The following is a 2,825-nucleotide window of genomic DNA, read 5'->3' as shown; positions in this document are numbered from 1 at the left end:
CACACCATGGACGACGTCATCAAGGGTGTTGACACCCTGGGCGGCTATCCGGTTGTCGTGCGCCCTTCCTTCACGATGGGTGGCGCCGGCTCCGGGTTCGCCCACGACGAGGAGGAGCTGCGCCGTATCGCCGGCCAGGGTCTGACCCTGTCTCCGACCACCGAGGTGCTCCTGGAGGAGTCCATTCTCGGCTGGAAGGAGTACGAGCTGGAGCTGATGCGGGACAAGAACGACAATGTCGTGGTCGTGTGTTCGATCGAGAACTTCGACCCGATGGGTGTCCATACCGGTGACTCGATCACCGTGGCCCCGGCGATGACGCTCACCGACCGGGAGTACCAGCGGCTGCGGGATGTGGGGATCGCGATCATCCGCGAGGTGGGTGTCGACACCGGTGGGTGCAACATCCAGTTCGCGATCGACCCCGCGGACGGGCGGGTGATCGTGATCGAGATGAACCCGCGTGTTTCGCGCTCCTCCGCTCTGGCTTCGAAGGCGACGGGTTTCCCGATCGCCAAGATCGCCGCGAAGCTGGCGGTGGGTTACACGCTGGATGAGATCCCGAACGACATCACGGAGAAGACCCCGGCCTCGTTCGAGCCGTCCCTCGACTACGTCGTCGTGAAGGCACCCCGGTTCGCGTTCGAGAAGTTCCCTTCCGCGGATTCGACGCTGACGACGACGATGAAGTCGGTGGGGGAGGCGATGGCGATCGGCCGGAACTTCACCGAAGCCTTGCAGAAGGCGTTGCGCTCCTTGGAGAAGAAGGGCTCGCAGTTCGCCTTCACCGGTCCCGTCGGTGACAAGGCGCAGCTGCTGGAAGAAGCGGTCAGGCCCACGGACGGCCGGATCAACACGGTGATGCAGGCGATCCGGGCCGGTGCGTCCCGGGAGGAGGTCTTCGCGTTCACGAAGATCGATCCGTGGTTCGTGGACCAGCTGTTCCTGATCAAGGAGATCGCCGACAAGCTGGCCGGCGCGGAGCGGCTGGACGCCGGCCTGATCGCGGAGGCGAAGCGGCACGGGTTCTCCGACGCGCAGGTCGGTGAGATCCGGGGCCTGCGTGAGGATGTGGTGCGTGAGGTGCGGCACGCGCTGGGTATCCGGCCGGTGTACAAGACGGTTGACACGTGTGCGGCGGAGTTCGCGGCGAGGACGCCGTACTTCTATTCCTCCTACGACGAGGAGTCCGAGGTCGCCTCGCGTACGAAGCCCGCGGTGATCATTCTGGGGTCGGGGCCGAACCGGATCGGGCAGGGCATCGAGTTCGACTACTCCTGTGTGCACGCCTCCTTCGCCCTGTCGGATGCGGGTTACGAGACCGTGATGGTCAACTGCAACCCCGAGACGGTCTCCACGGACTACGACACCTCCGACCGGCTGTATTTCGAGCCGCTCACGCTGGAGGACGTTTTGGAGATCGTCCACGCCGAGTCGCTGGCGGGGCCGATCGCCGGGGTCATCGTGCAGCTGGGCGGCCAGACGCCGCTGGGTCTGGCCCAGGCGCTGAAGGACAACGGGGTGCCTGTTGTGGGGACGTCCCCGGAGGCGATCCATGCCGCCGAGGACCGGGGTGCTTTCGGGCGGGTCCTGGCGGAGGCCGGGCTGCCTGCGCCCAAGCATGGCACCGCGACCACCTTCCAGGGGGCCAAGGCGATCGCGGACGAGATCGGCTACCCCGTCCTGGTCCGTCCTTCCTACGTGCTGGGCGGGCGGGGGATGGAGATCGTGTACGACGAGGCGCGTCTGGAGTCGTACATCGCGGAGTCGACGGAGATCAGCCCGACGCGCCCGGTGCTGGTGGACCGGTTCCTGGACGATGCGATCGAGATCGACGTGGATGCCCTCTACGACGGCACCGAGCTGTATCTCGGCGGTGTGATGGAGCATATCGAGGAGGCCGGGATCCACTCCGGTGACTCCGCGTGCGCGCTGCCGCCGATCACGCTGGGCGGGTTCGACATCAAGCGGCTGCGGGCTTCCACCGAGGCCATCGCGCGTGGTGTCGGTGTGCGTGGGCTGATCAATATCCAGTTCGCGCTGTCCGGGGACATCCTCTACGTGCTGGAGGCCAATCCGCGTGCCTCGCGCACGGTCCCCTTCACCTCCAAGGCCACTGCCGTCCCGCTGGCCAAGGCCGCCGCCCGGATCTCGCTGGGGGCGAGCGTGGCGGAGCTGCGGGCGGAGGGTCTGCTGCCCAGGAGCGGTGACGGGGGCACCTTGCCGCTGGACGCGCCGATCTCCGTGAAGGAGGCGGTCATGCCGTGGTCGCGGTTCCGGGACATCCACGGCCGGGGTGTCGACACGGTGCTGGGTCCGGAGATGCGTTCCACCGGTGAGGTGATGGGCATCGATTCCGTTTTCGGCACGGCGTATGCCAAGTCGCAGGCCGGGGCTTACGGGCCGTTGCCGACGTCGGGGCGGGCGTTCATCTCGGTCGCCAACCGGGACAAGCGCTCGATGATCTTCCCGGCGCGTGAGCTGGTCGCGCACGGCTTCGAGCTGATGGCCACCTCCGGGACCGCCGAGGTCCTCAAGCGCAACGGGATCAACGCCACCCTGGTGCGCAAGCAGTCCGAGGGGCAGGGCCCGAACGGGGAGCGGACGATCGTCCAGCTCATCCATGACGGGCAGGTCGACCTCATCGTCAACACCCCCTACGGCACCGGCGGCCGGCTCGACGGCTACGAGATCCGCACCGCCGCCGTCGCCCGGTCCGTGCCCTGCCTCACCACCGTCCAGGCACTCGCCGCAGCCGTCCAGGGCATCGACGCCCTCAACAGCGGCGACGTCGGCGTCCGCTCCCTCCAGGAACACGCCGAGCA

General features: G+C 67.4%; 1 protein-coding gene. It reads left to right on the top strand.

The window, feature by feature from the left end; translation table 11 throughout:
- Positions 1–2,825: carbamoyl-phosphate synthase large subunit (gene carB, locus ACIQAK_RS32975; protein WP_366392979.1), on the top strand; the 2,825-nt coding region annotated here is incomplete at both ends.

It is taken from the genome of Streptomyces sp. NPDC088706 (assembly GCF_044752765.1).
GTDB lineage: Bacteria > Actinomycetota > Actinomycetes > Streptomycetales > Streptomycetaceae > Streptomyces.
This window is presented reverse-complemented; position numbering and strand designations above follow the sequence as displayed.